The sequence below is a fragment of the Acidovorax sp. DW039 genome (genome assembly GCF_037101375.1).
GTDB lineage: Bacteria > Pseudomonadota > Gammaproteobacteria > Burkholderiales > Burkholderiaceae_C > Acidovorax.
Window position 1 is genome coordinate 3,946,070 of the sequence record NZ_AP029019.1, and the last position, 22,487, is coordinate 3,968,556.

General features: G+C 58.8%; 25 protein-coding genes and 1 tRNA gene. 8 read left to right on the plus strand and 18 right to left on the minus strand.

The annotated features are described in order from the left end of the window. The 5 genes from AACH87_RS17615 to AACH87_RS17635 all read left to right on the plus strand — a co-directional run bounded on the left by AACH87_RS17615 (window position 1) and on the right by AACH87_RS17635 (window position 3,824). On the plus strand, window positions 1–1,218 hold the full coding sequence (locus tag AACH87_RS17615) for a type II secretion system F family protein (protein WP_338795810.1): 1,218 nt from the start codon (window positions 1–3) through the stop codon (window positions 1,216–1,218). Beyond that, window positions 1,218–2,099: an A24 family peptidase gene (locus AACH87_RS17620; protein WP_338795812.1), complete on the plus strand. Its 882-nt coding sequence runs from the start codon at window positions 1,218–1,220 to the stop codon at window positions 2,097–2,099. Before AACH87_RS17615 ends, AACH87_RS17620 begins: the two co-directional genes overlap by 1 nt. 8 nt (window positions 2,100–2,107) lie before the next feature. Next, a complete protein-coding gene (coaE, locus tag AACH87_RS17625; protein WP_338795813.1) occupies window positions 2,108–2,722 on the plus strand; it encodes a dephospho-CoA kinase in 615 nt (204 codons plus the stop codon). A gap of 89 nt (window positions 2,723–2,811) precedes the next feature. Beyond that, window positions 2,812–3,567, plus strand: coding sequence for a cell division protein ZapD (zapD, locus tag AACH87_RS17630; protein ID WP_338795814.1), 756 nt, complete (start codon window positions 2,812–2,814; stop codon window positions 3,565–3,567). 53 nt (window positions 3,568–3,620) lie between these two features. Continuing rightward, window positions 3,621–3,824 carry a DNA gyrase inhibitor YacG gene (locus AACH87_RS17635; RefSeq protein ID WP_338795815.1) on the plus strand — a complete coding sequence of 68 codons (204 nt, stop codon included), beginning with the start codon at window positions 3,621–3,623 and terminating at the stop codon, window positions 3,822–3,824. Between the two features lie 95 nt (window positions 3,825–3,919). On the opposite strand, the gene AACH87_RS17640 is transcribed toward AACH87_RS17635, so the two are convergent. The 5 genes from AACH87_RS17640 to AACH87_RS17660 all read right to left on the minus strand — a co-directional run bounded on the left by AACH87_RS17640 (window position 3,920) and on the right by AACH87_RS17660 (window position 10,474). Further along, window positions 3,920–4,360: an NUDIX domain-containing protein gene (locus AACH87_RS17640; RefSeq protein WP_338795816.1), complete on the minus strand. Its 441-nt coding sequence runs from the start codon at window positions 4,358–4,360 to the stop codon at window positions 3,920–3,922. Beyond that, on the minus strand, window positions 4,350–5,222 hold the full coding sequence (locus AACH87_RS17645) for an ATP-binding protein (RefSeq protein WP_338795817.1): 873 nt from the start codon (window positions 5,220–5,222) through the stop codon (window positions 4,350–4,352). The genes AACH87_RS17640 and AACH87_RS17645 overlap by 11 nt, the downstream gene beginning before the upstream one ends. 44 nt (window positions 5,223–5,266) lie before the next feature. Next, window positions 5,267–6,496, minus strand: coding sequence for a bifunctional glutamate N-acetyltransferase/amino-acid acetyltransferase ArgJ (gene argJ, locus AACH87_RS17650; protein WP_338795818.1), 1,230 nt, complete (start codon window positions 6,494–6,496; stop codon window positions 5,267–5,269). 100 nt (window positions 6,497–6,596) lie between these two features. Continuing rightward, the gene (secA, locus tag AACH87_RS17655; protein ID WP_338795819.1) at window positions 6,597–9,362 is read right to left on the minus strand and encodes a preprotein translocase subunit SecA; all 2,766 of its coding nucleotides are present in this window, start codon (window positions 9,360–9,362) and stop codon (window positions 6,597–6,599) included. A gap of 128 nt (window positions 9,363–9,490) precedes the next feature. Next, window positions 9,491–10,474 (minus strand): M23 family metallopeptidase, encoded by a 984-nt coding sequence (locus AACH87_RS17660; protein ID WP_338795820.1) that lies wholly within the window; start codon window positions 10,472–10,474, stop codon window positions 9,491–9,493. Between the two features lie 21 nt (window positions 10,475–10,495). Between AACH87_RS17660 and AACH87_RS17665 the strand changes: the two genes are divergently transcribed. Continuing rightward, window positions 10,496–10,816, plus strand: coding sequence for a hypothetical protein (locus tag AACH87_RS17665; protein ID WP_338795821.1), 321 nt, complete (start codon window positions 10,496–10,498; stop codon window positions 10,814–10,816). 20 nt (window positions 10,817–10,836) lie between these two features. On the opposite strand, the gene AACH87_RS17670 is transcribed toward AACH87_RS17665, so the two are convergent. The 6 genes from AACH87_RS17670 to petA form a co-directional block, all read right to left on the minus strand. Then, a tRNA-Thr gene (locus AACH87_RS17670) sits at window positions 10,837–10,912 on the minus strand. Between the two features lie 47 nt (window positions 10,913–10,959). Beyond that, window positions 10,960–11,484 (minus strand): ClpXP protease specificity-enhancing factor, encoded by a 525-nt coding sequence (locus AACH87_RS17675; protein ID WP_338795822.1) that lies wholly within the window; start codon window positions 11,482–11,484, stop codon window positions 10,960–10,962. 43 nt (window positions 11,485–11,527) lie between these two features. Then, window positions 11,528–12,139 (minus strand): glutathione S-transferase N-terminal domain-containing protein, encoded by a 612-nt coding sequence (locus AACH87_RS17680; RefSeq protein ID WP_044400199.1) that lies wholly within the window; start codon window positions 12,137–12,139, stop codon window positions 11,528–11,530. Window positions 12,140–12,245: 106 nt separating this feature from the next. Then, window positions 12,246–13,004, minus strand: a complete 759-nt coding sequence (locus AACH87_RS17685) for a cytochrome c1 (protein ID WP_338795824.1) — start codon at window positions 13,002–13,004, stop codon at window positions 12,246–12,248. A gap of 18 nt (window positions 13,005–13,022) precedes the next feature. Continuing rightward, window positions 13,023–14,435, minus strand: a complete 1,413-nt coding sequence (locus tag AACH87_RS17690) for a cytochrome bc complex cytochrome b subunit (RefSeq protein WP_338795825.1) — start codon at window positions 14,433–14,435, stop codon at window positions 13,023–13,025. A gap of 11 nt (window positions 14,436–14,446) precedes the next feature. Then, entirely contained in the window at window positions 14,447–15,043 is a 597-nt protein-coding gene (petA, locus tag AACH87_RS17695) for a ubiquinol-cytochrome c reductase iron-sulfur subunit (protein ID WP_338795826.1), read from the minus strand. A 205-nt stretch (window positions 15,044–15,248) separates the two neighbouring features. Between petA and mscL the strand changes: the two genes are divergently transcribed. Next, a complete protein-coding gene (gene mscL, locus AACH87_RS17700; RefSeq protein ID WP_338795827.1) occupies window positions 15,249–15,683 on the plus strand; it encodes a large conductance mechanosensitive channel protein MscL in 435 nt (144 codons plus the stop codon). 50 nt (window positions 15,684–15,733) lie between these two features. Here the strand turns inward: mscL and pdxA are convergent, their stop codons facing one another. Together pdxA and AACH87_RS17710 are read right to left on the minus strand one after the other, a co-directional pair. Next, entirely contained in the window at window positions 15,734–16,813 is a 1,080-nt protein-coding gene (pdxA, locus tag AACH87_RS17705; protein WP_338795828.1) for a 4-hydroxythreonine-4-phosphate dehydrogenase PdxA, read from the minus strand. Between the two features lie 67 nt (window positions 16,814–16,880). Continuing rightward, window positions 16,881–17,630, minus strand: a complete 750-nt coding sequence (locus AACH87_RS17710; RefSeq protein ID WP_338795829.1) for a Nif3-like dinuclear metal center hexameric protein — start codon at window positions 17,628–17,630, stop codon at window positions 16,881–16,883. A gap of 199 nt (window positions 17,631–17,829) precedes the next feature. On the opposite strand from AACH87_RS17710, the gene AACH87_RS17715 reads away from it, so the two are divergent. Then, window positions 17,830–18,975, plus strand: a complete 1,146-nt coding sequence (locus AACH87_RS17715; RefSeq protein WP_338795830.1) for a Do family serine endopeptidase — start codon at window positions 17,830–17,832, stop codon at window positions 18,973–18,975. A 309-nt stretch (window positions 18,976–19,284) separates the two neighbouring features. On the opposite strand, the gene tatC is transcribed toward AACH87_RS17715, so the two are convergent. The 5 genes from tatC to AACH87_RS17740 form a co-directional block, all read right to left on the minus strand. Beyond that, complete coding sequence (tatC, locus tag AACH87_RS17720; RefSeq protein WP_338795831.1) at window positions 19,285–20,085, minus strand: twin-arginine translocase subunit TatC; 801 nt, start codon at window positions 20,083–20,085, stop codon at window positions 19,285–19,287. Between the two features lie 53 nt (window positions 20,086–20,138). Further along, complete coding sequence (gene tatB, locus AACH87_RS17725; protein ID WP_338795832.1) at window positions 20,139–20,606, minus strand: Sec-independent protein translocase protein TatB; 468 nt, start codon at window positions 20,604–20,606, stop codon at window positions 20,139–20,141. Between the two features lie 22 nt (window positions 20,607–20,628). Then, window positions 20,629–20,871, minus strand: a complete 243-nt coding sequence (gene tatA / locus AACH87_RS17730; protein ID WP_338795833.1) for a Sec-independent protein translocase subunit TatA — start codon at window positions 20,869–20,871, stop codon at window positions 20,629–20,631. 77 nt (window positions 20,872–20,948) lie between these two features. Continuing rightward, the gene (locus tag AACH87_RS17735) at window positions 20,949–21,305 is read right to left on the minus strand and encodes a histidine triad nucleotide-binding protein (RefSeq protein WP_338795834.1); all 357 of its coding nucleotides are present in this window, start codon (window positions 21,303–21,305) and stop codon (window positions 20,949–20,951) included. A gap of 150 nt (window positions 21,306–21,455) precedes the next feature. Further along, window positions 21,456–22,487, minus strand: a complete 1,032-nt coding sequence (locus AACH87_RS17740) for a patatin-like phospholipase family protein (RefSeq protein ID WP_338795835.1) — start codon at window positions 22,485–22,487, stop codon at window positions 21,456–21,458.

Here is a 22,487-nt window from a genome sequence, read left to right on the forward strand (position 1 = left end):
ATGGCAACTGCAGCGTCAAGGGACATTAAGGAATATGTCTTTGAGTGGGAAGGCAAAGATCGTGCAGGCAAAGTCGTGCGCGGCGAAATTCGCGCGGTAGGAGAAAATCAGGTCCAAGCAACGCTTCGCCGCCAAGGGGTGCTGCCTACCAAAATCAAGAAGCGCCGTACAAAATCTGGCAAAAAGATCAAGCCTAAGGATATAGCCTTGTTTACGCGCCAGCTGGCAACAATGATGAAGGCTGGCGTTCCCCTGCTACAGTCGTTCGATATCGTTGGCCGAGGCAACACCAATGCCAGCGTGACCAAACTTCTTAATGATATCCGTGCCGATGTAGAGACAGGAACTTCACTGAACACAGCGTTCCGCAAGCATCCCATGTACTTCGACAGCCTGTACTGCAATTTGGTCGAAGCAGGGGAAGCTGCGGGTATCTTGGAGGCATTGCTGGACAGACTGGCAACCTACATGGAGAAAACCGAGGCGATCAAGTCCAAGATCAAATCAGCTCTGATGTATCCCATTTCCGTGATCATCGTCGCTTTTGTGGTGGTGACTGTGATTATGATTTTTGTGATTCCTGCCTTTAAGGAGGTATTCACATCATTTGGGGCAGACTTACCTGCACCGACACTTTTCGTGATGGGTATCAGCGAAGTTTTCGTGAAGTGGTGGTGGCTGATATTCACCATCATTGGCGGTGGATTTTATTTCTTTTTCCAAGCCTGGAAACGCAGCGAGAAGATGCAGCAATTCATGGACAGATTTCTCCTGAAGATGCCCATCTTTGGAGCGTTGATTGATAAATCCTGTGTTGCGCGGTGGACCCGAACCTTGGCCACGATGTTTGCGGCCGGTGTGCCCCTGGTTGAAGCGCTGGACTCTGTAGGAGGCGCCTCGGGCAACTCAGTTTACTCCACGGCCACAGAGAAAATCCAGCAGGAGGTTTCCACAGGTACGAGCCTCACCGTGGCTATGGACAACGCGAAGATTTTCCCGTCCATGGTGATTCAGATGTGCGCCATCGGTGAGGAATCGGGTTCTATTGACCACATGCTGGGCAAAGCTGCCGACTTCTATGAGGCTGAGGTGGATGAAATGGTTGCCGGGCTCTCGAGCCTGATGGAGCCCATCATCATCGTGTTCCTGGGTACCTTGATTGGGGGGATTGTGGTTTCCATGTACCTGCCTATCTTCAAGCTGGGCCAGGTGGTTTGATGGATGCGGAGTTGGCATCTGCTGTCACTTTGGCAGCAGTCATGGGGCTGCTAATCGGAAGCTTTTTGAATGTCGTGATTCACAGGCTACCCAAGATGATGGAGAGGCAGTGGGCATTGGAGGCTGCCGCCTTTCAGGCAGAGCAAAGCGGTGCAGACATTGGCATTGAAGCGGCAAAGCCCCAAGACACGTTCAATCTGATGGTGCCGCGATCTCGATGCCCCTCCTGTGGGCATCTGATCACCTGGTATGAAAACATTCCGGTAATCAGCTATCTCTTTCTACGAGGAAAATGTGCGGGTTGCCGCACACCTATCAGCCCCCGCTATCCAGCGGTAGAGCTGGCCACAGGAGCTCTTTTTTTCTTCTGTATTCAGCACTGGGGGGCCAATCCGGCGGGTGTGGCTTGGTGCGCGTTCTCAGCGGTGCTGATTACATTGGCATTTATCGACTGGGACACCACCCTGCTACCCGACGATCTGACTCTGCCACTGCTGTGGGGAGGGCTGCTGGCATCAGCCATGCAATGGACTCAGGTTCCCCTGCAGTCTGCGGTGTTTGGGGCCATTGCGGGGTACATGTCCTTGTGGCTGGTGTACTGGGCTTTCAAGCTGGCCACAGGCAAGGAGGGCATGGGCTATGGCGACTTCAAGCTCTTTGCGGCACTCGGTGCATGGTTCGGCTGGGAAGCTTTGGTGCCCATCATTCTGATGTCCTCAGTGATCGGTGCCATCGTAGGTATTGCGCTGAAAATTTTCAGCAACCTGCGTGAAGGAGGCTACGTACCGTTTGGTCCGTTTCTCGCGGGTGCGGGGTTCACCGCCATGGTGTTTGGACCCAAGGCTATTCTTGACACCGTGCTGCGAGCCTTCGGTTTGTGAAGGTGTGTATGTCCAGGAGCGCACAGCACATTGGGCTGACGGGTGGCATCGGTAGTGGCAAGACGACATTTGCCTCGCTACTGCAGGCGCAAGGCGCAGCCCTCATCGACTCAGACCAGATAGCCCGTGAGGTGGCGGCTCCCGGCGGGGCCGCGATTCCCGCCATCCGGCAAGCTTTTGGAGGAGCCTACATCGACAGCCAAGGCGGGCTGGACAGAGTCCGCATGCGGCAACTGGTCTACGAACACCCCGAAGCGCGGACACGTCTGGAGTCGATCATCCACCCACTCGTCAACGCGGGCAGCCAACAGCAAGCCCTGGCAGCAGAGGCAAGCGGGCATAAAGTCATAGTCTTTGATGTACCACTGCTCGTGGAGTCCCGCAGATGGGCCCAACGCCTCAATGCAGTGATTGTTCTGGATTGCGCTCCCGAAACCCAGATACGCCGCGTCATGGCACGCAGTGGCCTCGAAAGGGCTGCGGTGGAAGCGATCATGAAGGCGCAGGCGACGCGAGAGGAGCGGCGGCAGTCCGCAGATATCGTGATTCACAATGGTGACGATTGTGAGCTGCGTACATTGGAACTTCTGGCACAGGAAACCGCCGCTCTCTTCGGGCTATGATGTGCGGCAATGCCTAGAAGCACCGGCCAGCCTGTTCTTCACCACCATTGGCGCATGGCCTTATTTCAAGCGCCCAGGAACCTGCCAGCGTGATCCTCTACGAATACCCCTTTAACGAGCGGCTCAGAACCTATCTGCGGCTGGAACAGCTGTTTAGACGGCTAGGGGAGCTGATTCCACGCTCCCACCCTCTGGACCATCACTTCGCCATTGTCACGATCTTTGAAATCATGGACGTGGCGGCCAGAGCCGACCTCAAGTCCGACGTTCTGAAAGACATCGAGAAGCACAAGCATCAGCTGGATGGCTATCGGGGCAATCCATCCATTTCAGAGGCTGCGCTGGATGCCGTCATCGCGCAGCTGGATCGCTGCTTTACGGCGCTGAACCAGCAATCCGGCAAGGCAGGGCATGCACTGACGGAGAACGAATGGCTGATGAGCATTCGCAGCCGCGTTGGCATACCCGGGGGCACCTGCGGCTTTGATTTGCCTGCTTACTATGCATGGCAGCACCGTGAAGCGTCGGTTCGGCAAGACGCCTTGCAGCAATGGGCATCCACCCTGGCCCCTTTGGCAGAAGCCATTTATGTGCTGCTAAAGCTGCTGCGCGATTCGGGTGTCCCGCAGAAGGTGGCCGCGACACGGGGGCAGTTCCAGCAAAACTTGCCTGCAGGTCGTACCTTCCAGCTGTTGCGCCTGCGCATTGACCCGGCCCTGGGTCTGATTCCTGAAATCAGCGGAAACCGGTTGATTGTTTCCGTACGCCTGATGAAACAGGAAGCGGACGGAAGGCTGCACGCCTGCACGGACGACGCGGCATTTGAGCTGACACTCTGCGCCTGACAAGGGCTCGTTTCGGGTTGAAAAAGTCGACACGCGCCGCATCTCATCCCACCATGCAACCAGCAAAGCCACGCACCGTTCCCTGTCCCACCTGCGGTGGGGAAAGTCTGTTCAGCCCCCAAAACCGATTTCGCCCCTTCTGCAGCGAACGCTGCAAGCAAATTGATCTGGGCGCATGGGCCAACGAAGATTTCCGCATGCCCGCCGAAGCCCCACCCATGGATGCGCAGTACGGAGATCCCAGGGTCGAGCATTGATGTACTGACCGCTGACAACCCAGCGCATTGAACATAAAAAAAGAGCTTGCAGCGCTTATAGATAAAGCGCTGCAAGCTCTTATTTCTATAGCAAATCAGCTGTTTCTTTCCTGCTCCAGCCAGTCGAGCACGGGATACGCTCCGGGCAACACAGGCTCTACCGTCAGCGGAAACTGCTGCCAAGCCATCGCCTGCCCCTCGCGCATTTCAAACTCGCCCGACCATTGCCACACCTTGCACCAATGCAGGCGAACCAAGGCGTGGGGGTAGTCGTGCTCCGTCACCTTCCAGACTTCTGCAGGGCCAATCGTGACGCCCAGTTCTTCTTCCAGCTCACGGCGCAGGGCCTGCTCCACCGTTTCGCCGGCTTCCAGCTTGCCGCCCGGAAATTCCCAATAGCCCGCATAAGGCTTGCCGGGCGGGCGGGTGGACAGAAGCATGGCCCCATCGGCACGCAGCAGGATGCCGACCGCAACCTCGGTGTGCTTGCGCGGCTCACGTTGTGCAGGTTGCACGCCAGTGGATTCAGCTGCCATGGCGCCCCGCATAGTCACGCGCAAACTGATAGGCCACCCGGCCGCTGCGCGAGCCCCGCTCCAGCGCCCACACCAACGCCTCCGGACGGGCTGCTTCCACAGCGCTGGCAGGCACGCCCAGCGATGACAGCCATTGCGCCACGATCGTGAGGTATTCATCCTGGCTGAAGGGGTAGAAGCTCACCCACAGTCCAAAACGCTCAGACAGAGAAATCTTCTCCTCCACCACCTCGCCCGGGTGCACCTCTCCATCCTCCGTATGGGTGTACGTGAGGTTCTCGGACATGTACTCCGGCAGAAGGTGGCGGCGGTTGCTGGTGGCGTAGATGAGCACATTGGGCGTGGCAGCAGCCACCGAACCATCCAGGATGGATTTCAGGGCCTTGTAGCCAGGCTCTCCGTCCTCAAAGCTCAGGTCATCGCAAAAAACGATGAATTTCTCAGGGCGGTCGGACACCACATCCACGATATCGGGCAGATCGGTGAGGTCGGCCTTGTCTACTTCGATCAGGCGCAAGCCCTGGGCCGCGTAAGCATTCAGGCACGCCTTGATCAGGGAAGACTTGCCCGTGCCGCGGGCACCCGTCAGCAGCACGTTGTTGGCGGTCTTGCCTTCTACAAACTGCTGCGTGTTGCGCTGGATCTTTTCCTTCTGGCCATCGATTTCCTTCAGGTCTTCCAACTTCATTGCAGCCACGTGGCGCACAGGCTCCAGCGTGCCATGGCCACTGCTGCGCTTGCGGTAGCGCCATGCAATGGCCTGCGACCAGTCGGGTGCCCCCAGGGGCTGCGGCAGCACAGACTCAATGCGGCCAATGAGCTGCTCGGCTCGCTCCATCAGCCGTTCAAATTTTTCATTCATTTTGGCTTCCAGCGCTTACTGAATAAGCGCAAACAGCTATCAAATCAGGAGCGATAATCCGCGTTGATGGTCACGTAGTCATGGCTGAAGTCGCAAGTCCACACTGTGTCAGCAGCTGCGCCGCGCCCCAGCACCACGCGCACGGTGATTTCGCTTTGCTTCATCACACGCTGGCCATCCTCTTCGCGATATGCCGGGTTGCGGCCGCCCTTCACTGCCACATGCACGTCGTCCAGGTACAGGTCGATCTGCGTCTGGTCCAGGTCTGCAATGCCTGCGTAGCCCACCGCCGCGAGAATGCGGCCGAGGTTTGGGTCGCTGGCGTAGAAGGCGGTTTTGACCAGGGGCGAATGTGCAATGGCGTACGCCACCTGGCGGCACTCCTCGCCCGTCTTCCCCCCTTCAACCCGGATGGTGATGAATTTGGTAGCACCTTCGCCATCGCGCACGATGGCCTGGGCCAGCTTCTGGGCTACTTGCAGCATGGCGGCGTACAAGGCCTGCCCTTCGGGCGAATCCAGCGAGGTGATGGGCGCATGGCTAGCCTTGTTGGTGGCAACCACGACAAACGAATCGTTGGTGGAGGTATCCCCATCGATCGTGACCCGGTTGAACGAACCTTCAGCCAGATTCTTCGCCAGCTGCTGCATCACCGCAGGGGCCACGCAAGCATCTGTCGCCAAAAAGCCCAGCATGGTGGCCATGTTGGGGCGGATCATGCCTGCCCCCTTGCTGATACCGGTGATGGACACTACCGCATCGCCCACCTTGGCCTGCTGACTGAAAGCCTTGGGCAGCGTATCCGTCGTCATGATGCCTTCGGCAGCACGCGCCCAGTGGGCGGGCTGGGCATCGGCAATGGCGGCTGGCAAGGCTGCTTCAATGCGTTCCGTAGGCAGGGTTTCCATGATCACGCCGGTAGAGAACGGCAGCACTTGTTCAGGCGTGACATTCAACAGGCGCGCCAGTGCAGCGCAGGTAGAGCGCGCACGGGCCAGGCCATCCGCGCCCGTACCTGCGTTGGCGTTGCCCGTATTGATCACCATGGCGCGCACGCCTTGGCCTGCCGCCAGATGCTCGCGGCTGACTTGCACAGGAGCGGCGCAAAAACGGTTTTGCGTGAAGACGCCCGCCACGCTGGCCCCTTCATCCAGCAAGAACACGGTCACGTCCTTGCGGTTGGCCTTGCGCACCCCCGCCTCCGTGACACCAATACGAACGCCCGCAATCGGGTGCAGGTCAGCAGCCACGGGGGCAAGAAGATTCACTGGCATACAAAACTCTTTCTGGGAAAAATTTGCGGACGATTATGCGCAAAGAGAAGGCTTGCAAATGAAAACACGGGCCGCAGCCCGTGTGTCGTGTCGTCTGAAATCAGGCCAGCTTGCCGTGGCACTGCTTGTACTTTTTGCCACTGCCGCAGGGGCAGGGGTCGTTGCGCCCCACGCGCATGCCCTCAAAGCCCGAGTCGCCGGCCGCAGCACCAGCCACTTGGCCTTCTGCCGTAGTCTGCGCCTCGCCGGTTTCCGTGGGTGCAGTGTAGGTCACGTTGGTGATGCTCTCGGCACGGGCTTCCAGTTGCTGCGCAGCCTCGTCAAGCTGGGCTGGCGACTGAACCTGCACGGTCAGAAGGATGCGCGTCACTTCGTTCTTGACCTGATCGATCAGCTGGCGGAACAGCTCGAAAGCCTCGCGCTTGTATTCCTGCTTGGGCTGCTTCTGGGCATAACCACGCAGGTGGATGCCCTGGCGCAGATAGTCCAGCGCACTCAGGTGATCCCGCCAGTTCGAGTCAAAGCTCTGCAGCAAGACAGCGCGCTCAAACTGGGTGAAGTTCTCGCGGCCCACCAAGGCAACCTTGGCGTCGAAAGCAGCATGGGCCAGCTTGACGACACGCTCCAGAATGTCCTCGTCGGTGATGGACTCCGAGCCAGCGACCATTTCCTGCAGGGAAACGGCAATCTGCCACTCTTCGTTGAGCGCCTTCTCCAGCGCAGGCAAGTCCCACTGTTCCTCCACCGACTCTGCTGGCACATACTGGCGCACCAGATCGGTCATGCAGTCTTCGCGCATCGCGGCCAGCACATCCGACAGGTCAGTGGCATCCAGAATATCGTTGCGCTGCTGGTAGATGACCTTGCGCTGGTCATTTGCCACATCGTCGTATTCCAGCAGCTGCTTGCGGATGTCAAAGTTGCGAGCCTCCACCTTGCGCTGCGCAGATTCGATACTGCGAGTCACGATGCCAGCCTCGATCGCCTCACCGTCGGGCATCTTCAGGCGGTCCATGATGGCCTTGACCCGATCGCCCGCAAAAATGCGCATCAGCGAATCATCCAGACTCAGATAGAAGCGCGAAGAACCAGGGTCACCCTGACGACCGGAGCGACCACGCAACTGGTTGTCGATACGGCGTGACTCGTGGCGCTCGGTGGCAATGATGCGCAAACCACCCAGGGCCTTCACCTCTTCGTGGTCGGCCTTCCACTGGGCACGCAGTTGCTCAATCTGCGCATGGCGGGCAGCCTCGTCCAGAGACTCGTCCGCCTCGATGGCAGCCACCATCTTCTCGATATTGCCGCCCAGCACGATATCGGTACCACGACCGGCCATGTTGGTGGCGATGGTGATCATGCCCTTGCGACCCGCTTGGGCAACGATGTCGGCCTCGCGCGCATGCTGCTTGGCATTGAGCACCTGATGCGGCAAGCCTTCCTTGTTCAGGAGCTGGTCGATGATTTCAGAGTTTTCGATGGAGGTGGTCCCCACCAGCACTGGCTGACCACGCTCATGGCATTCACGGATGTCCTTGATGGCCGCCTCGTACTTTTCGCGCGTGGTCTTGTACACGCGGTCGAGCTGGTCGTCGCGCAGGCTTTGACGGTTGGGCGGAATGACCACGGTTTCGAGACCGTAGATTTCCTGAAATTCGTAGGCTTCCGTGTCTGCGGTACCCGTCATACCTGCCAGCTTGCTGTACAGGCGGAAGTAATTCTGGAACGTGATGGAGGCGAGTGTCTGGTTCTCGGCCTGGATGTTGACGCCTTCCTTGGCTTCCACAGCCTGATGCAAGCCCTCGCTCCAGCGGCGACCCGACATGAGGCGCCCCGTGAACTCGTCCACGATCACGATTTCACCGTTCTGCACCACATAGTGCTGGTCACGGTGGTAGAGATGCTGGGCACGCAAGGCTGCGTACAGGTGGTGCATCAACGTGATGTTGGCGGGGTCGTAGAGCGATGCGCCTTCCGCTATCAACCCTTGGCTGGCCAGGATGCGCTCGGCGGACTCGTGCCCCTGCTCGGTCAGGAAGACCTGATGGCTCTTCTCGTCGAGTGTGAAATCTCCGGGCTTGATGATGCCTTCGCCTGTACGCGGATCGGCCTCGCCCTCCTGGCGCACCAGCAGGGGCACCACCTTGTTCATGGCGATGTACAGCGCGGTGTGGTCCTCAGCCTGGCCGCTGATGATCAGAGGGGTACGGGCTTCGTCGATCAGGATCGAGTCCACCTCGTCAACGATGGCGTAGTTCAAGCCCCGCTGTACACGATCACCAGACTCGTAGACCATGTTGTCACGCAGGTAATCGAAGCCGTATTCGTTGTTCGTACCGTAAGTGATGTCTGACTGATAGGCTGCCTGCTTTTCCTCGCGCGGCATGTTAGGCAGGTTAATACCCACCGTGAGCCCGAGGAAGTTGTACAGACGCCCCATCCATTGGGCATCGCGACTGGCAAGGTAATCGTTGACCGTCACCACGTGTACGCCCTTGCCCGAAAGGGCATTGAGGTACACAGGCAGCGTGGCTGTCAGCGTCTTACCCTCGCCCGTGCGCATCTCGGAAATCTTGCCGTAGTGCAAGGCCATCCCCCCGAGCATCTGTACATCGAAGTGGCGCATCTTCATGATGCGCTTGGAGCCTTCGCGCACCACGGCAAAAGCCTCAGGCAGGATGGCATCCAGCGATTCGCCCTTGGCTACACGGTCTTTGAATTCCTGGGTCTTGGCACGCAACGCATCGTCGCTGAGCTTCTCGTAGTCGGGTTCCATCGCATTGATGCGAGCAACCACTTTGCGATATTGCTTGAGAAGCCGGTCATTGCGACTGCCGAAAATTTTGGTGAGAAAGTTGGTGGCCATGCGAACAAGACCGTTCGCTGCGCCTCATGCGCCGTCGAACGACCGAAATCCCTAATAAGAATTGAATGCATTTGGGTCCATCGCCTGGGAATGCAAGCACTCAGGCGAAGAACACCGGACGGAAGATTTTACCTGCCTGCAGCTGTGCGGCTTTGCTGAGCCACCACAGCACCTGCAGGTGTTGCTGCCGCAAGAGCATCTGCCTTGGCAGCGCCCGCGCTCAGAAACTTTTGCGGGTCTTGAAACACTCCCTGCACCAGCACCTCAAAGTGCAAGTGAGGCCCCGTGGATCGTCCCGTCGTACCCACCTCTGCGATCTTTTGCCCCCGCTTGACGAGGTCACCCTGTTTGACCAGCACTCGGGAGGCATGGGCGTAGCGAGTCACCAATTGATTGCCGTGGTCAACCTCTACCATATTGCCGTACGCGGGATGAAATTCAGATGCAATGACCACCCCCCCCGCAGCCGCAAGAATGGGGGTTCCCGTGTCGGCCTGAAAATCAAGCCCGGTATGCAATGCTGACTGGCCAGTAAAGGGGTCCAGACGCCAACCGAAGGCGGAACCCGCCGGGCGACCAGTGACAGGGGCATGGGTGGGAATCATCTTCTTTCGGATGTGCTGGTCGAACAGCCGCGACTCCATCACAGTCATCCAATCAACACGCTGTGCGGTGATCTTTTCCAGATCGTCCAGCGTGGCCTGCAACTCCTCGAGTGACAGATTGCGAGCGCCAACCAGGACTCCTCCGCGGCCATCCGATTTGGGAAGGTCCGCTGGGGACATTCCAGCAAGACCCATGACCCGATCCCCAAGCGACTCCAGCTGGACCATGCGAGCCTGCATCTCCCCCACACGCTTGGCCATGGCATCCAGGTTGGCGCGCATGAAACGATCTCGCTCGTCGAATTCATCCTTGACCACCAATTTGACCAATGCGCCAAACACAGGCCACCCTTCTCTCGCGCCTTTCAGGAATACCCAGTGGTACAAAAGCGCGGATCCAAGGAACATCACAACCAACAGCGAGGTGATCACCCCTACCAACCGCAAGCCTGACAGTCGTATGGAATGGGTACGGGCAGAACGAGCGTCCGTGATAATCAGTTGCACTAGGTTATCTCCATCCCCATCATGGCTTATTACTCGACCCGCAGGCACCAAGCCATCAGTTTGCAACAAGCCAGCGCCGAATCCCCCACACTGGCCAAACTTGCGGCATTGACCCAAGACTCCAGCCAAAGACTCAAGGCTATCGAGCCCCTCATCCCGCCGGGCTTGCGCGACACCATTCAAGCGGGCCCCATAGAAGGTACCAGCTGGTGCCTGCTGGTCAAAAGCAATTCCGCAGCAGCCAAGCTGCGCCAGCTTGTGCCAGCATTACTGGCACATCTACGAGTCAAGGGGTGGGAGATTAACTCGATTCGGCTGAAAGTTCAAACTAGCGTGTGTTGAACTACCGAATGAGAAGAATTTGGTGCCGGTTGTCGGAATCGAACTGACGACCTACCGCTTACAAGGCGGGTGCTCTACCAACTGAGCTAAACCGGCGAAGCCCGCATTCTATACCGAAAAATCGGGCCCCAGAGAAAAAACTGCTATTTCACGCGTTTTAGTGCCGGGCGACCGCCAGCACCAGAGGGTGGACGAGGCCCGACCCCCTCCCCGCCATCGGCATCGCTACCTGTCGACGGCACCAATTGCACCACGCGGTCATCACCACCTGATTCTGACGATTCCGAAGCGGTGGCAGACGCGGGCAGCGTATCAGACACCAATGAGGAAGGGCTGACCAGATTATCTGCAGGCGGCGGAAACGCCATGCCCTGCCCGTTCTCACGCGCATAGATAGCGATCACGCGCCCCACAGGCACCATGATGTCGCGCGGCTTTCCACCAAAGCGGGCTTTGAATTCAATGAAATCATTGCCCAACTGCAACGCACTTGTGGCGTCGTAGCTGATGTTCAAAACGATCTCGCCGTTTGACACGAACTCACGAGGAACCTGCACAGAATCATCTACCCGCACAGCAATGTAGGGCGTAAACCCATTGTCTGTGCACCATTCGTAAAGGGCACGGATCAGATAGGGGCGCGTGGAGGTCGATTCCTGAGCATTCATAGGCAAGAGCAGTCTCTCTGGTGAAAAGCTTGGGGAAAGGCGCTTACTTGCGCATTACCTTCTCGGACGGAGTGAGCGCCTCGATGTAAGCAGGGCGAGAGAAGATGCGCTCTGCATACTTCAGCAAGGGGGCAGCATTCTTGCTCAGTTCAATACCGTAGTAATCCAGACGCCACAGCAGCGGAGCGATGGCGACATCAAGCATGGAGAAATTGTCGCCCAACATGTACTTGTTCTTCAGGAACACGGGGGCCAGTTGTGTCAGGCGATCGCGGATGTGGGCACGCGCCTTTTCCAGAGCTTTCTCGTTGCCTTTGGTGGCACGGGACTCCAGCGTGTTGACGTGCACAAAGAGTTCTTTTTCAAAATTGAGCAGGAACAGACGCACGCGCGCACGATCAACCGGGTCACCGGGCATGAGCTGGGGGTGCGGGAAGCGCTCGTCAATGTATTCATTGATGATGTTCGACTCATAGAGGATGAGATCACGCTCCACCAGGATGGGAACCTGCCCATAGGGGTTCATCACACTGATGTCTTCTGGCTTGTTGTACAGATCCACATCGCGGATTTCAAAGTCCATGCCCTTCTCGAACAAGACGAAACGGCAGCGATGAGAAAAGGGGCAGGTCGTACCCGAATAAAGCACCATCATGGTGAGAGACTCCTAAAAATCAAAAGAGTGGGACACGCCAAAGCGCCCACTCTGTCAAAAAAATTCCGCGAGATTCCCAGACGGGAACCCGCGGAAGATCAGCGAATTATTTGACGTCTTTCCAGAAAGACGCATTCAGACGCCATGCGATGACGATGAAGATGCCGAGGAAAATCAGCACCAGCACGCCAACACGGATACGTGTGTTCTGGGCGGGCTCGGCCATCCACTGCATGTAGTTCACCAAGTCGCCCACCGCCTGATCGTACTGGACAGGAGTCAACTTGCCCGGTGTGACCTGTTCCCAACCTTTAAGGATATGGGTCTTTTGCCCGTGACTTTCATGTTCTTCAAAGATCGGGCGACGCTCGCCTTGCAGTTCCCACAGCACATGGGGCATACCCACGTTCGGGAACACCAGGTTGTTCCAACCGGTCAGCTTGGCGTCGTCCCGATAGTAAGTGCGCAGGTAGGTGTAGAGATAGTCCGCACCAGAACCTGCGGAGCTTGCACGCGAGCGGGCAATCACCGTCAGATCAGGAGGATTGGCACCAAACCAAGCCTTGGCCTGCTTCGGATCTATCGCAGACTTCATCGTCTCGCCCACCTTATCGGTGGTGAACAGCAGATTGTCCTTGATTTGCTGATCTGTCAGGCCAATGTCCTTCAAACGGTTGAACCGCATGAAGGCAGCCGAGTGGCAATTCAGACAGTAATTGACGAACAGCTTCGCGCCGTTTTGCAGGGAAGCCAGATCGTTGGTTTTGACAGGAGCCTTGTCCAGCGGAACACCGCCGCCAGAAGCGAATGCAGAACCAGCCACCAAGCCCAGCGCTGCCACCATCGTGAGAATCAGTTTCTTCATTGTTCTTATCTCCTGGTGTCAGTGAGCAACGTAGGTAACGCGATCAGGAACGGGCTTGGTCTCGCCCACACGGCTCCACCAAGGCATCAGCAGGAAAAAGCCGAAGTAGAACAGCGTACCGACCTGGGACACACGCTCACCCATGGGAGAAGGTGGCTGCACACCGAGGTAACCCAGAATCAGGAAGTTGATCACGAAAGCGCCATACAGGTACTTATGCCAGTCTGGGCGATATCGAATCGATTTGACGGGGCTGAAATCCAGCCATGGCAAGAAGAACAGGATGATGACCGCGCCACCCATCACCACAACGCCCCAGAACTTGGCATCAATCGCCAGCATGAGCGCAATGACAACCACAGCGGCACCTGCAATCACAGGCTTGAAGATCGCAGGCAGTTGAGCTTTGAAAATACCAAACAGAGCGCCCAAGCCAACGCAAGCGATCAGCGCGTACATCATTTCGCTGGTGATGGCACGCAGCATCGAATAGAAAGGCGTGAAGTACCAGACAGGGGCAATGTGCAGCGGCGTGACCAGCGGATCAGCCGGGATGAAGTTGTTGTACTCCAGGAAGTAGCCGCCAAACTCAGGCGCGAAGAACACCACTGCAGAGAACACCGTCAGGAACACCGAAACGCCAAAAATATCGTGCACGGTGTAGTAAGGATGGAAAGGAACGCCATCCAAAGGCTTGCCCTTCGCGTCGCGCGGAGCATTAGGGCCCTTGATTTCCACGCCATCTGGGTTGTTAGAGCCCACATCATGCAAGGCCAGCAAGTGAGCCACCACCAGGCCCAGCAGCACCAGCGGCACAGCAATCACGTGGAAGCTGAAAAAGCGGTTCAGCGTAGCGTCGCCCACCACAAAATCACCGCGGATCAGCAACGCCAGATCGGGACCAATGAATGGGATGGCTGCAAACAGGTTCACGATCACCTGCGCACCCCAGTACGACATCTGGCCCCAGGGAAGCAGGTAGCCCATGAAGGCTTCGGCCATCAGGCACAGGAAGATCGCGCAGCCAAAGATCCAGACCAGTTCGCGCGGTTTGCGGTACGAGCCGTAAATCAGGCCACGGAACATGTGCAGGTAAACCACCACAAAGAAGGCCGAGGCACCCGTGGAGTGCATGTAACGGATCAGCCATCCCCAAGGCACGTCGCGCATGATGTATTCCACCGAAGCGAACGCCAGGTTGGCGTCGGGCTTGTAGTGCATCACGAGGAAGATGCCGGTCACGATCTGGATCACCAGCACCAAGAGTGCCAGGGAACCGAAGATGTACCAGAAGTTGAAGTTTTTCGGAGCGTAGTACTCCGACATGTGCACGCGGTAGGCATCAAACGCCGTGGGAAACCGGTTTTCAAACCAGTTCGTCAGCTTGGCGGTGGCCGATGCGTTGGGGGAGATTTCCTTGAATTCAGCCATGTTGTGCTACCTCAAGCCTTCTTGTCTTCACCGATCAGCAGCCGCGAATCGGACAGGTACATGTGGGGCGGGATTTCCAGGTTGTCTGGCGCAGGCTTGTTTTTGAACACGCGGCCAGCGACGTCGAACGTGGAGCCGTGGCAGGCGCACAGGAAGCCGCCATTCCAGTCGTCCGGCAGCGAGGGCTGAGGGCCAGTCTGGAACTTGTCGCCCGGCGAGCAACCCAAGTGGGTGCAGATACCGACGCAAACGAGAATTTCGGGCTTGATGGAGCGGTGCTGATTCTTGGCGTACTCCGGGGTCGGATACGTCTTGCGATCAGACTTGGGATCGGCCACCTGAGGATCGGTTTTGGCCAGCGATGCCACCTGCTCCGGAGTGCGACGGAGAATCCAGACCGGCTTGCCCCGCCATTCAACGGTCAGTTTTTCACCGGGTTGCAAGGCAGAGATATCCACCTCTACCGCAGCGCCCGCTGCTTTGGCTTTTTCCGAAGGCTGAAAACTGCTGACGAAGGGCACGGCTACTGCCACCCCTCCCGCAGCACCAGCGCATCCGGACGCAATCAGCCACGTCCGTTTGCTGGTGTCGACTGGTGTGTCACTCATGGGGATCCTCGGTATACATCGCTATGTTGGGGTCAGCCGCGAATTGTAGCGGAGTGAAATCTCGTAACTACTAGGGAGAAGCGCGCGCAAAACGCCCCGATGACCGCTCTTAATGGTTAATACTGAGCCCGTGTTGCCCAGATAATGCGGTTTTCAAAGCACGCTGGACGAATTTGTCTGCCAATTCACAAAAAGGGAAGCAAACATGACATTCATCAAAGAATTTCGAGAATTCGCCATCAAGGGTAATGTGATCGATCTCGCAGTGGGTGTGATCATCGGCGGCGCGTTCGGAAAGATTGTGGATTCCGTGGTGGCCGACCTCATCATGCCGGTCGTCGGGCTGGTATTTGGCAAGCTGGATTTCTCGAATCTTTTCCTGGTTCTCGGTAATGTGCCACCAGGGACCGCCATGACTCTGGACGGATTGCGCAAAGCAGGTGTACCGGTGTTCGCCTACGGTAATTTCCTCACCGTCGCGGTGAATTTCATTATTCTGGCGTTCATCATTTTCATGATGATCAAACAAATCAACAGGCTCAAGCGCGAAACCACGGCAGCACCAGCACCCGCTGCGCCCGCTCCCACCCCGGAAGACATCGTGCTCCTGCGCGAGATCCGGGACAGCCTCAAGCGCTAAAAAAATAGTCGAGCGACAAGGGCCGCTGATGCCAAAATCAGCGGCTTGGTTCACCCAGCCAGCTGGCGCGCCATTCGCACGGCCTCGATCAGGCTCGAAGCATCTGCAACGCCTTTCCCGGCGATATCGAACGCAGTTCCGTGGTCTGGACTGGTGCGCACCAGCGGCAATCCCAGCGTCACGTTCACCCCCTTGTCGACACCGAGATACTTGACCGGGATCAATCCCTGGTCGTGGTACATAGCCACCACCACATCAAACTCACCGGGCCAATCCGAAGTGCTGCGGGCGCGCATGAACACCGTGTCCGGTGGCAACGGGCCATGCACATCCAGCCCTTGATCTCGCAGTTGCGCCACAGCAGGCGCAATGATTTCCAGCTCCTCGCGCCCGAACAATCCGCCCTCGCCCGCATGCGGGTTCAACCCGGCCACCGCGATGCGCGGACTGCGGCCCAAGCTGAGCTCAAGGGCTGCATGGGTGATCTGCACCGTCTGGACCACGTTGTCGAACGTGACGGCTGCAATGGCCTCGCGCAGCGAGACGTGGATGCTCACCAGCACCGTACGCAGCTCATCGCTGGCCAGCATCATGCGCACCGGCATGGCATCCATGCCCACACCTTGGTGCGCAGCAGCCTCCGCCTGAAGCAGTTCTGTGTGACCTGGATAGGCAATGCCGGCAGCTGCCAGCGCCTCCTTGTGCAGCGGGGCCGTCACTAGCCCCGCGATTTCACCTCGCAGTGCGGCCCGCGCAGCCCACTCCACGCAATCTGCCGCAGCGCGTCCGGCCTCTGCACTGATCTGACCCCAGGGCAGCGGGCCGGGCAAGCCGGGCAGAGGAAGCACCGGCAGGCAACGCGCAGGCATATCCAGAGCCTCAGATACAGACTCGATCACAGCGACGGGTAAATCCGGTTCGCCAGAGCGCCGGATGCACGCGGCCGCACGACGTAACGTTGCGACGTCTCCCACTGCAATGCAGCCACGCATGAGCGCGGGCACATCACGGAAGGCTTTGGCAATGATCTCTGGCCCGATACCGGCAGGATCACCCTGCGTCACCGCAAGCACAGGAGCGACAGGAGCCGTTGCGAAGGCCGGAAAAACAGTGGGAGCAAGGGAATTCAACTTGGCACACCTTTTATCGTGCAGCGCTTTAAAAATAAGCGCAATCAGCTATGTTTTTAATAGCAAATCAGGCGGGATTCTCGATCTCGATGAACTCGTGCTCCAGCTCCAGGGAATGCGCGACCTCGGAGGCCACAGCGGGAGCTCCATAACGCTCCGTAGCGTGGTGCCCCGCCGCGATGAAGGCAACCCCCATCTCGCGTGCAAGATGGGCCTGCGGTTCCGAGATTTCACCTGTCACGTACACATCCGCCCCGGCTGCGATGGCCGACTCGAAGTACCCCTGGGCACCGCCCGTGCACCAGGCCACCCGGGTCACTGGGCGCTGCAGGTTGCCGACCGCCGTCACGGTCCGACCCAGGGAGGAAGCCACATGGTCGGCCACCCCCTGCGCATGGGGGTACACCGCACTGCCAATGCAGCCCAGGGCCTGCTCACCAAACTGGCCGTCTGCCCGCCAGCCCAGCACGCGCCCCAACTGGGCGTTATTGCCCAGCTGCGGGTGAGCGTCCAGCGGGAGGTGGTAGGCAAAGAGGTTGATGTCGTGCGCCAGCAGCAGTTGCAGCCGCTGCTTCATCCAGCCGGTGATCCGCCCGTCCTGACCGCGCCAGAAAAGACCATGGTGCACAAAGATTGCATCGGCGCGGGCCGCAATGGCAGCCTCGATCAGCGCCTTGCTGGCCGTCACTCCGCTGACGATACGGGACACTTGCGCCCGCCCTTCTACCTGCAGGCCGTTGGGGCCGTAGTCCTTGAAACGCTCGGGTTGCAACAGACCATCAAAAGCCTGCAAAAGTTGCTGCCTGGATATGCTCATGGCTCCCATTGTCTCGCGGCTCCGCAGGCACCGAAGCAAAAAGCCCTCTGATTGGATTGTCTGGATTGTCCGAGCCCAAGCACCTGATCCAAGGGCTTGTAACCACGGCCACCGCACATGACGGACAATGACGGGCTGACCACGCACAAGGTGGTCAGTGATCACACCGCATGCATCTTTGCCTCTACCTACAGACACCATGAAGCGTATCTGGCTGTTGTTCTCACAAGCCGTCACCGTTTTTGTTGCAGCGTACTTTGTCGTCGCCACCCTCCAGCCAGACTGGGTGCGCCGCGGCACCATGCGCTCGGGTGCCGGAATCTCCCTGCTGGAAGCACCACCATCACCCGCAGGCCAGCCCGCCCCCGGCAGCTTCAGCGCGGCGGCGCGCAAGGCCTCACCCGCAGTGGTCAGCATCAACACCAGCAAGGCAGTTCGCCACCCGCGCAGCAACGATCCCTGGTTCCAGTTCTTCTTTGGCGATCAGGCACCGCAAGCCCAGACAGGCCTGGGCAGCGGGGTCATCGTGAGCCCCGAGGGCTACATCCTGACCAACAACCACGTGGTCGAGGGCGCAGACGAAATCGAAGTCACACTGACTGACAGCCGCCGCACCCGCGCCTCGGTAATCGGCACCGACCCGGACACCGATCTGGCCATCCTGAAAATCACGCTGGACAAGCTGCCTGTCATCACCCTCGGCAATTCGGACGCGCTTTCAGTGGGCGATCAGGTTCTGGCCATTGGCAACCCCTTCGGCGTGGGGCAAACCGTCACCAACGGCATCGTCAGCGCCTTGGGGCGCAGCCAGCTGGGTATCAACACCTTTGAGAACTTCATCCAGACCGATGCCGCCATCAACCCCGGCAACTCCGGCGGCGCGCTGGTGGACATTTACGGCAACCTGATGGGCATCAACACCGCCATCTATTCCCGATCGGGGGGCAGCATGGGCATTGGCTTTGCCATTCCCGTTTCCACAGCCCGTCTAGTGCTCGACGGTATCGTCAAGGACGGTCAGGTCACCCGCGGCTGGATTGGCGTTGAGCCCAACGAGTTGTCTCCGGAACTTGCAGAAACCTTCGGCGTCAAGGCCACAGAAGGGGTCATCATCACCGGCGTCCTGCAGGATGGTCCTGCAGCGCAGGCAGGCATGCGGCCGGGTGACGTGATCCTGAAAGTGGATGACAAGCCGGTGACCAATGTGTCCGAACTGCTCACGGCCGTGGCCGCCCTCAAGCCCGGCACAGCCTCCACCTTCGAGGTGCAACGCACCGATCGCAAGCTGGAACTGAGCATCAACCCCGGTCTGCGCCCCCGCCCCCAGCGCAACGTGCGGCGGTAACGGCAAGCGCATGAGGCGTTGGTTGCTGCCGACGCACAAGTCGATCACAGGCCGCTATTGATTTAATAGCTGCTTACGCTTTCCTGGTAAGCGCTAGAACGACTTTTCGCGCATACACGAACGGCGTTAGCGGGATATGCGCAGGTAGCAGCGCTCCCCCAAGGCAACGTCAGATCGGGGCGCTGGCGGCGGCGTGCGAATCCGATACGCCACCGGCCTCCCCCACCGCCTGCACATGCGGCGCACTTCACAAAGAAAAAAGCGGCACAGGCCAAGCCAGTGCCGCTGTAACCCTTGTAAATCGCAAGGTCAGGATGATGAGGCAGTCTGCTCGTCCGCGCTGTCGTCTGGAGCGCGAGTGTGCTTGATAAACACTTGAGCCGCCCAGATGCCGATTTCATAGAGCAAACACATGGGAACAGCCAAGGCCAGCTGCGAAACCACGTCTGGCGGAGTGACCACCGCGGCGATCACAAAAGCGATCACGATGAAATAGCCGCGGAAGCTCTTGAGTTTTTCCACACTCACCACGCCCATGCGGGCCAGCACCACCACGGCGATAGGCACCTCAAAGGCCATGCCAAAGGCCAGGAACATGGACAGCACAAAGCTCAGATACGCCTCGATGTCGGGCGCGGCCGTGATGCTCTTGGGCGCGAAGCTCTGGATAAAGGCAAACACCTGCCCAAACACAAAGAAGTAGCAGAACGCCACCCCGATGAAAAAGAGCACCGTGCTGGAAATCACCAGCGGCAGCACCAGCTTCTTCTCATGGGAATACAAGCCCGGGGCCACAAACGCCCAAACCTGCCACAGCACAAAAGGCAAGGCCAGCAAAAATGCCGACATCAGCAAGATCTTGAGCGGCACCATGAAGGGCGAGATCACCGAGGTCGCAATCAGCGTGGCCCCCTTGGGCAGATGGGCCACCAGGGGTGCTGCCAGAAAGTCGTACAGCGGGCCAGGCCCAGGGAAGAAGAACAGAAAGGCCGCAGCCACGGCAATCGCAATGATGGCCTTGACCAGACGGTCGCGCAGTTCCATCAAGTGCTGGACAAACGGCTGCTCGGTGCCTGCGAGTTCGTCTTCGGGGGAAGGGGTTTCGGACATGGTGGGGAGGTAAAGGGCGTCAGCGCCGCCCGTACGGCAGGCAGAGGGCCGTGTCAGTGGAATTTCTTGGGCCGAAAACGCGCGACCCGGGCCGCACCCGATTGGGCCTTGGTACGCACGCCAGCACGGGCCTTGTACCACTGGGGCGTGGCCCCACGCTTGAGTCGCCAGTTCTTGCCTGGGTGCTTGTAGGCAGGCACTACGGAAGACTCGGTCGCACTGGTGTAGGTATCGTCCGCAAGGCTGGTGGCCTGTGCCCAGTCTTTTTCGAATTCGCTGGCGCTGGTCTGGATGGACTGGTGGACATCGCGCGCGGCGTTCTCCACCGTGTCTTTCATCTTGCGCAGCTCATCCAGCTCCATCGACCGATTGACCTCAGCCTTCACATCCGCCACGTAACGCTGGGCCTTGCCCAGCAGGGTGCCTACGGTGCGCGCCACGCGGGGCAGCTTCTCGGGGCCGATGACGATCAACGCCACCGCCCCGATCAGCGCCATTTTGGACAGGCCAATATCAATCATGGATCAGTGTTCGCTCAAGCGCTCAACTCTTTTGCTTGGCTTCCACGTCGATGGTGGTCTTGTCAGTGGCCTGGCTGTTGGCAACTTGACCAGCAGGCGGTGTGTTGGAGGCGGGAGCATCGCTGGAACCGTCTCGCATTCCGTCCTTGAAGCCCTTGACGGCGCTGCCCAGGTCAGAACCCATGTTCTTGAGCTTCTTGGTGCCGAAGACCATGACGACGATCAACAGCACGATCAGCCAGTGCCAGATGGAAAAGGAACCCATGGAATTTCTCCTAACGAATTGCAACCATTTTAGACGCCCGATGTAACCCTGATATGAAGGGCGGGCGTCAAAGCCCTTCAGCCTTTGAGCCAGGGCCGCGGGCCACCCATCACATGGATGTGAAGATGGTGGATTTCCTGCCCACCTTCAACCCCCGTGTTGGTCACGATGCGGAAACCACCGTCCGGATAAGGATTGCATCCTTGCTCCAGAGCCAAACGTGGCGCCAGCGCCATCATGCGCCCGAGCAGCCCGGCATGCTCAGGGGTAACCTGCGCCATCGAAGGGATATGGGCCTTGGGGACCATCAGAAAGTGCACCGGAGCCCAAGGGTTGATGTCATGAAACGCAAAGATTTCTTCGTCTTCGTACACCTTGCGGGAGGGAATCTGGCCCGCAATGATCTTGCAGAAAATGCAGTTGGGATCGTGCATGGTGATGAAATGAAACGGGGATAGTTGTGGGAAGGATGATTTAACGGGCTCAGACGTGCGGAAAATCAGCGCATGCCGCACAACGCAGCGTCATGCCCCACGTCAGAAAAACAAGACCGAAGAACCACAGAACGGTCTGCCATGAACGCCTCAGGCATTGTCTGCGATGTGAATGGTAGGCCGCACCCCGACTGCATTGCGATGCGCTGCCAGCCACTGCGCGCCCTGCTCGCGCCCCAGAGCAAACAGCTTGCGCACGAAGGACAGATCGGCCCGCGTCTTGCTGTCTGAGCCAAAGGGAGCCAGCACGGCCCCTCCATCAATGCGGTGCATGCGCACGCTCTTGTAGCGCCGCTCATCCAGCTTGCCTTCCGCAAGAAGGCGGCGCACAAACTCAATGGCCCGCAGCTCGGCCAGCAGACTGGCGTTGAAGGTGACTTCGTTCATGCGCTCCATGATTTCAGGCACCGATTCAGGCAGCGCATGGTGTTCAATGGGGTTGATCTGCACCAACAGGATGTCAGAGGTATCGGTCTGGTAGATCAGGGGATGCAAGGCCGGGTTACCCGAGTAGCCTCCGTCCCAGTACCGCTCGCCCTCAATCTCAACTGCCTTGAACAGCAGCGGCAGGCAGGCCGAGGCCATGACCGCGTCCGCACTCAGGCGTGGGCCAGAAAAGATTTCGCCCCGCCCCGTGCGCACGTTGGTGGCGCACACGAACACCTTGGGCAGTGTGGCAGAAGGTACCGAGCGGGCCTTGCACAGCAGTTCAAAGTCCACCTCACGCTCCAGCAGGCTGCGCAGAGGGTTGATGTCCAGGGGATTGGTCTGGTAGGGAGAAAGCCACTGGCTCATCATGCCGAAAAACGGATTGGCCGCAGCCAACGGAGCCCCCCACATCAAGCTGCCCAGGGTGCCTACCCCTTCCCACAGGCGGGTAAGCGTTTCACGGGCTAAGGCGCATCCAGCGGCATGGGCGTCCAACGGGTCGTGATGCTGTTGTGCCGCCTGGGCGAACCCATGGGCCACAGCCACCGCGTTCATGGCCCCCGCGCTGGTGCCGCTGATACCTTCGAAGGCCCACTGGCCATCCTCCAGCAGAGCGTCCAGCACACCCCACGTCAACGCGCCGTGAGAGCCACCGCCCTGCAGGGCCAGATTCAACCTCACCAGAGCCTTCAC